6 protein-coding genes are annotated in these 7,123 nt (G+C 57.6%); 5 read left to right on the plus strand and 1 reads right to left on the minus strand.

Translation table 11 applies throughout. The annotated features are described in order from the left end of the window. Positions 1-44: 44 nt before the first annotated feature. On the minus strand, positions 45-515 hold the full coding sequence (locus ACXAH0_RS17780) for a nucleoside deaminase (RefSeq protein ID WP_475193576.1): 471 nt from the start codon (positions 513-515) through the stop codon (positions 45-47). A gap of 128 nt (positions 516-643) precedes the next feature. Here ACXAH0_RS17780 and ACXAH0_RS17785 point away from each other — a divergent pair, with 128 nt between their 5' ends. The 5 genes from ACXAH0_RS17785 (at position 644) to ACXAH0_RS17805 (ending at position 7,031) form a co-directional block, all read left to right on the plus strand. After that, the gene (locus ACXAH0_RS17785; RefSeq protein WP_475177683.1) at positions 644-1,546 is read left to right on the plus strand and encodes a LysR family transcriptional regulator; all 903 of its coding nucleotides are present in this window, start codon (positions 644-646) and stop codon (positions 1,544-1,546) included. Between the two features lie 270 nt (positions 1,547-1,816). After that, positions 1,817-3,589, plus strand: coding sequence for an SARP family transcriptional regulator (locus ACXAH0_RS17790; protein ID WP_475193580.1), 1,773 nt, complete (start codon positions 1,817-1,819; stop codon positions 3,587-3,589). A gap of 211 nt (positions 3,590-3,800) precedes the next feature. After that, positions 3,801-4,592: a phosphatase PAP2 family protein gene (locus ACXAH0_RS17795; protein ID WP_475193584.1), complete on the plus strand. Its 792-nt coding sequence runs from the start codon at positions 3,801-3,803 to the stop codon at positions 4,590-4,592. 15 nt (positions 4,593-4,607) lie between these two features. Then, positions 4,608-6,140: a S8 family peptidase gene (locus ACXAH0_RS17800; protein WP_475177697.1), complete on the plus strand. Its 1,533-nt coding sequence runs from the start codon at positions 4,608-4,610 to the stop codon at positions 6,138-6,140. A 354-nt stretch (positions 6,141-6,494) separates the two neighbouring features. Further along, on the plus strand, positions 6,495-7,031 hold the full coding sequence (locus tag ACXAH0_RS17805) for a hypothetical protein (protein ID WP_475193589.1): 537 nt from the start codon (positions 6,495-6,497) through the stop codon (positions 7,029-7,031). The last annotated feature ends 92 nt before the right edge of the window (positions 7,032-7,123 follow it).

Consider the following 7,123-nt stretch of genomic DNA (forward strand, 5'->3'; position numbering starts at 1 on the left):
CCCGACCAGCCTCCTGGGCCTCCTGGGCCGGGGGATGCGGGCGCTTACCAGAAACCCTGATGCGCCTTGATGATTTCGTCTTCGAGTTCGGGATAAGGACCGCGCACCTCGACCTTGCGCTGTCCCGCGTCAAACACGGTGCGGCAGGGCAGCGCCATGGTGAGATTTTCCGGATTGTCGCCGGTCAGCTCTGCCAGCCGGACTTCCGTTACACCATAGACCAGTGCGCCAATGCCGGCCCAATAAGTTCCGCCGGCGCACATGCTGCAGGGCTCTATGGAAGTATAAAGTGTGCAGCCCTCCAGAAAGTCCGGCGCATAGGTACGCGCCGCGCGGCGGGCGAGGTTGAGCTCCGCGTGGCCGACCCCCTTGTCATCCAGATAGGTATTCCCCTGGCGCAGCAGGATCTCGCCGGCGGACGAGACCAGAATGGCGCCGAAAGGATGGTTGCCGCAGGCCTTGGCCTCTTCGGCCACCTTGATGGTTTCCCGCAGCAGGGCGATATCATCCAGCATTGCCACATCTCTCCAGGCACCCGCCTCCCTTTGAGGCATGCAAAAAGAATAAGCGATTGACCATCGTTCGAAAAAGAACAAAGAATTTCACGGTGCGTTAGAATTTTTCTTACACAGAGAGGCGGCCCATGTCGGCGTTTTCGCGGGAACTCCGGTCGTTCATGATCGTCTCCCAGTCCCCGTCCATTCGCGACGCGGCCGCCCGGCTGAACATTTCCGCTCCGGCCCTCAGCCGTCAGATGCAGATCCTGGAGCGCAGCTTCGGCACGGAACTGCTCATGCGCACCTCCAGCGGCATTGCCCTGACACCGGAAGGGGAAGAGTTGCGCCGCCAGGCTTTGGACTGGTTCGCCTCCGAAGCCAAGATCAACCAGCAAGTCCGCCAGAAACAGCAAAGCGCGGGCCTTACCCTGCGCCTCGGCATCATGGAGTGTTTCATCGAGGCGGTCATTCCACCTTTTGTCGCCGGGCTGGAAGAGATCTACGGCCCGGTTGAGCTGGACCTGCTGCGCGGCTCCACCGACGATCTTCTGGCGGCGGCCGAACGCAGCGAACTGGATCTGGTGGCCGCCTTCAACGTGCCGTCCCTCACCCGGCTGATCACCGTTACCAGCTATGATTATCACCTGGGTGTCGTCTACGCTCCCTCGCTGGACCTGCCAGGCGACGGGCCGGTTCCCTTACAGGACGTGCTCGACTGGCCGCTCTGTCTGCCCAGCGCGGGCCTGTCGATCTACAACCGCCTGCTGGCCGAAATCTTAAGCGTCCGGGTCAATCCGGCTGTCGCGCTCAACACCAATTCCATCAATGCGATCCTGGCCTATTTGCGCATGGGCAAGGGTGTGAGCCTGCTCACATGGCTCGATGTTGCCAAAGATGTGGAGGCGGGCACCCTCCTCTTCCGCCCCCTGGCCAGCCGCCGCCTGACCGAAACCTTGAGCCTTGCCGTCTGCCGGGGCAACAATCTGGGCGACAGGACCGGGACTGTCATCGACCATCTGGAGAAGGCGATCACCGCAGTCGGACGGTAGCGCGCAAGATAAAGGGCAAGGTGGTGAGAAGGGGGCGGCTCTGCGCAAGGTGTCTGCCCCGCCTCCGCCGCAGCAACCCCGGCAAAAATCCCACCGAATTGACGCAAACTTGACGCTGCGATTACTCCCGCCTGCTTACCTTGGCCCATAGTGAGTTCTATCTTGGATTTTAGGATGCCAAATACGCATCTTTTGCAGACCCGCGCAGAATTGCGTATCATTCCTGCATTTATTTATGGTGGCAATGCTTCAAGTCCGGTGGGGGCAAGCATGAATATAAGCCCGCAGAACGATACTGATCTTGAAATTTTTCTTTTCGGGCCTCCTACAGTGCTGGACCGCAAAGGCAATCAACTCACGCCCAAAAACCAGAAATCCAAGGCCATCGTTGCCATGCTCGCCCTGGCTCCCCGCGGGTCCCGGTCCCGGGTCTGGCTGCGGGACAAGCTCTGGAGTGACCGCAGCGAAGACCAGGCCGCTGCCAGTTTGCGTCAAGCTTTGCTGGACATCCGGAAAAGCTTGGGAACAGACTACAAGGACATCCTTATCACGGACAAATATTCGGTCACCATGGACCTGTCGCGGGTCCGCGTGGACGCGATGCAGTTGAGGCAGCAGGCCGACCGGGGACTGCTCCAGATTTCCGAGGAGCATCGGGACGTTTCAGAGCACTTTCTGGAAGGGTTCGACATCTGCGACCCAGAGTTCGAAAGCTGGCTCACGCTGGAACGTCAGATCTGGGAACAGAAATTTGAGGAATGGTCAGGGGCGGACACGCGGGACGGACAGCTTGATACGGCATCCGATGACTGGCGCAGCAATGACCGCCGCACCAAGCCGTCAAGCTGGAACGCGGCCTCCCGCAACAACAATCAGACAAGACGCGCAAGCGGATCTTCGGGTGAAACCTGGGCGATCGGGCTGCAGGACGTGCCGCCTCACCAACCTTGCGCCTCTCTCTTCCGCCAGAAACTGATGCGTAATCTTTACGAGATGGGCCGCATCCCCGTTTTAAGCATCGACCCGCATATGCAGGCCAAGGCCCGGCAAGACGTGGCAATGCCGCTTTTCATCCGGATGAATGAAGTCACTCTGGAAAACGAGGTGCGGCTGACCGTTGAACTCGTTTCAAGAGAGAACGGTGTCACGCTTTGGGTTTCCAGCCAGGCCTTCACAAAAACAGCATTTGAGGATCCGACGTCCTCAAACCTCAACGCAATCGTATCCCAGACCGTGATTCAGCTCGGTCGTCTTCTGCAAAGTCTTGCCTTTAGTCCGGACAGCGCCAGAGCAGGCGTTCTGATTGAGTGCATCTATCAAATTTTCGGGCTGTCCGAAGACCACTTGAACAGCGCCGACGAGAAACTTCAGACCCTCTTGAAACACCAGCCCAACGCGCAGACCTATGCCTGGATGGCGTTCTCCAAATCATTCCAGGTGGGGCAGCGTTTCACGCCTGACGCTGCAGCACAAATTTCTGAAGCCCAGTATTATGCGACCCGCGCGCTGGAAGAAGACGAGTTCGATCCGCTCGTATTGTCCCTCGCAGCCCACATTCACTCCTACCTGTTCAGCGAATTCGACCTTGCCGCATCGCTTTATGAGCGTGCCCTAAAACTCGATCCCGAACAGACCTTCGGCTGGGATCTTTATGCCACCTTGAATGCTTACGCCGGGCGGAACAGCAAGGCACTCGCCATGGCGTCCTGGGCTCAGCATCTGGGAGCAAACACCCCTATCAGCTATTATTTCGACACGACCAAATGCATCGCCGCTGCACTCGCAGGCGATCACAAAAGCGCCATTGCAGCCGGAGAACGGGCGCTGGTCCAACGCCCGAAATTCAATTCCATTCTTCGCTACCTGATTTCAAGTCATGCCCATCTCGGCAATGTGCAGATGCTGGAAAGCCTGTGTCAGCGCCTCAACGAGGTCGAACCGGACTTCTCCGCAAAAGTCCTTCAAGGGACCGGTTATCCGGGCTTGGGGACTGAAGGAGGACTGAACTTTCTGAAAGGTCTGCGCAAGGCCGGACTAGACTGATCTTTTACTCATTTTCAGATCGGGGGACGAAATGAAGACCATAGATACTGACCTGCACACCTGCAGCTCCATAGCCGACTTCCTGAACCGGAGCCGGATCACGATCAGCGAGACCGGGCTTCAATTCGGTGCAATTCCAGACAGGCCTGTCGACATCTCGGTGACGCCGCCTGCAGGTGCGCGAGGAGCCGGCGGCGTCAGTGCCGTGCGCATGGTCCTGAACAAGTCCGCGCTCAACAAATCCGTTCTCAACAAGAATAAAAACAAGAATAAGAATAAGAATAAGAATAAGAATAAGAACAAAAATAAAAACAAGGTGAAAGCCCCAAGCGCTCAAGGGTCAAATGGGGCCCTCATGCCGACAGAAGCCCTGCTCCGTCTTCATCGCGCTGGTCTCAAAAGCCCGGACAGCCGCTTGCCGGACGAATGGACCCAAGTTGCCTTGCCGCCGCCACCGGGTCCCGATCTGAGCCGACTCGAGACACAGCTTCTGTTGGAGATGCAGAAGAACATCAAAGAAAGGCAATTACGCCTGCCCGATATTGTGCAGGAAGCAACGCTGGACCTTACTGCCTTCACCCGGCCGCTCGGGATTGACGGCCTTGCCGGGTTCGAAGCTACAGAGACCCTGTTTCTAGAGCTTCTGACCATGACCGAGTTTATTGGCCTCTTTTACAAGCAGAGATTTGGCAGACTTCGCCCCAATCAGGTGGAACCAGGCCTCAGGCCGCTTCTCGCCAATCCGGCCCATGAGGCGTATCCAAGCAATCACTCCTTCCAGTGTCATACGATTGCCTACGCCTTCAACACGATCCTGCCTGAGCATCCCGCAACACAGACCTTGTCGGACGTTGCCTTGAACGTTGCGCAGAACCGCGAATGGGCGGGCTTGCACTATCCAAGCGACACTGCAGCCGGCAAAGAGCTCGCGAGACGTTTCACGGACCGCTTCGCCCAGGCCTTCGCCGACCGCTATCAGGCTGTTCAGCAAGAATGGATTTGAAGAAGGACAGATACAATGAACAAGGTAGTCCTGAATTCCGAAACCGACACCAAGGGCTTTTATTTCCTTTGGCATCTTGTCGCCTTGGGCGTGATCGTGCCTGACGAAACGGGTCTGTCGTTTGAGACCACTTTGTGGGACGAGCTGGAGCGAAAGGGAGAGACCCGGCCCGCACGTGTTGCCATGATTGATGTGGGCTGCAGCCCGGATCATCCGAACCTGCAGGGCCGTATCGATACTGAACGGTCAATCGATTTCACCGTTTCCCCATATGGCACACGGACAAGCGCCTGCGCAGAAGAGCAACCTAAGGGAAATTTCTCCGGGCTGAACACCGGCGACCTGACACTTGAGGGCCTTTCAAAAGACGAGCTCGCCATCTTCGGGGACATTGCCCAGCAACTGGAACAGTCGAAGGGCGATTTACGCACAATCGGGGATATCGAAACCTTATTTGCCTCCCACGGTACCGCCGTGAGCGGCCTTGTCGTTGGGGGCCCCGAGCCCTCGTCTCCCGATGCGGCGCCCACACCCGGCGTGATCCCCTATTTCGGGGTCGACCCGTTTTCCCAACTGATCTCCATCCGCACCGGATTTGACAATGATCCGCTCCAGTTCATTGCCGCTCTTCTATACGCCTGGCATCAAAAGGCAGACGTCATTGTCATGCCACGCGGGCTTCCGGACCCTGAACACAATCCGGTCGACAAGAACGACTTTCAGGGAAATCTTGAACGCTGGGAAAACCGGGAAGCGGCAGACCTGATAGAGCGCATCAACACCCTGCAAAAAACAGCGGCCGACCTGCGCCCGACCGAGCCACAGCATTCCCTGACAGGCAAAAGGTTGTGGCATATCGTGAGGTCATTGTTTGTGGCTGTCAGCAGCCACATTCCGATCGTTTGCGCGTCAGGCAATGAAGGAGAAAGCCAGCTTATTTACCCGGCTAATCTAGCAAACCGCGAAAACGGCATCATCGCCGTTGGCGCGGTGACCGGAAAGGGATATCGCTCCGGATACTCCAACTATGGGGACGGCCTCACCGTGGTTGCCCCATCGGACGATATGACCGTCTTCAACCGGCATCAGTTGCGTGACACGGCGAAGAATACGACGTCATTCGAATACCTGTTACCCAGCAGTGCAAAGAAAATTCCCTATAGCCGCATGTGGCTTCTGAGCACCGACATCCCCGGCCGCTTCGGCTACGACACCGGCGACGACACACCTGAGGACACCCCTGCCCAGAGTGGGTACTATACCCAGTTTGGCGGCACATCTGGGGCCTGCGCCCTCGTGGCTGGAGTCATCGCGTTGATCCGCCGGGCGGAACGGCTTGCCGGCACATCCGGCTGCGTCATGGATGGCCGTGATGTGAAGGCACTACTGATCAAGACAGCCCGGAAAGACATGGTGGTCGGCGGCGAAACACTTGCCCTTAAAACAGACGCGATGAACACGGACGGCGAGGACGTTGCTGAACCTTCGCTCTTCTTCGGCAGCGGTCTCGTCGACGCCAAGGCAGCCCTGGAGGCTGTCCTCCCCTAAGCTGTTACAAATCTCCGTCTGAAAGCGGCCAATGGCCGCTTTCTTTTTGCTCCGCCGGCGGTTCCAGCAATCCTGATCCCCTTCCCCGGGCGCTGGCCGTACCGCCGCTGAGCCACAACACGGCTCGTCCGGCACGTAAGAAACCGGCCGGCATTTTCCATCCGAACTTATGCAATTTTGACGCTGTCTTTCCGTGCCAATCACGCAACTTACGATAGGTAACTTTGCATCCCGGGTGACCAGACCAAAATCCTTTTCAGCACCTAATTTTGTTCCTGTCCGGTCACCCGGGACGTTTCCAAACCGCCCCGTCACAAGGGGCCTTTCGTCAAAATTATTTTTTAGGAGAGTGAAATGCCTGTGCAGAAAAGCCCGAGAATTGTCGTGATGGATGAAAACCTCACAGCCTCGGATGCGGGAATGAACCAGCTGTCCAGCGTCCTGAGTGATGTCCAGCCAATGGATGCCATGGCCACCTTGATGGGCGTGGATCCGCTCGAACCAAAAGCTGCGCTTGTGTCCGATGAAATCGGCACCTTGAATGTGGAATTGTCGGACAAGGAAGCCCGTGACCTGGAAAAGAAAACCGGCGTGGCTGCGGTCGAAGACGACGTCTGGAACCATGCGACTTCCCTTGGGGACGATGAGGCGGCAATGGGAGACATTGTCGATGACGACCCGGAGGCGGCCGAGGAAGTGGATGCGGCACAGGCCTTTCTTGAAGAAGACGTGCAGCTGGAAGACAGCGAGATCCGGGCGGCCGCAGAACGCTCCGATCAACTGCAGGCCGGTTTCGGCGAAGACATCGACTTTGATGAAGACGGAGCCATGTTTTCCCTCGACGCCGCAGCAGACCCGCTGGTTTCGTCGACTGGACCTGTCACGGTTTGATTCCGCCCCGAGTTCTCATTTAAGCGGCCCTGGCTTCGAATGCCAATGGGCTTTTCCATGCCAAAGCCGAGTGCCTTCTGCGCGGATTGTAG

Source organism: Roseibium sp. AWQ4_290 (genome assembly GCF_056160985.1).

Coding starts and splice junctions, on each gene's coding strand:
- ACXAH0_RS17780 (WP_475193576.1), bottom strand. CDS start 515: ATGCTGGATGATATCGCCCTGCTGCGGGAAACCATCAAGGTGGCCGAA.
- ACXAH0_RS17785 (WP_475177683.1), top strand. CDS start 644: ATGTCGGCGTTTTCGCGGGAACTCCGGTCGTTCATGATCGTCTCCCAG.
- ACXAH0_RS17790 (WP_475193580.1), top strand. CDS start 1,817: ATGAATATAAGCCCGCAGAACGATACTGATCTTGAAATTTTTCTTTTC.
- ACXAH0_RS17795 (WP_475193584.1), top strand. CDS start 3,801: ATGGTCCTGAACAAGTCCGCGCTCAACAAATCCGTTCTCAACAAGAAT.
- ACXAH0_RS17800 (WP_475177697.1), top strand. CDS start 4,608: ATGAACAAGGTAGTCCTGAATTCCGAAACCGACACCAAGGGCTTTTAT.
- ACXAH0_RS17805 (WP_475193589.1), top strand. CDS start 6,495: ATGCCTGTGCAGAAAAGCCCGAGAATTGTCGTGATGGATGAAAACCTC.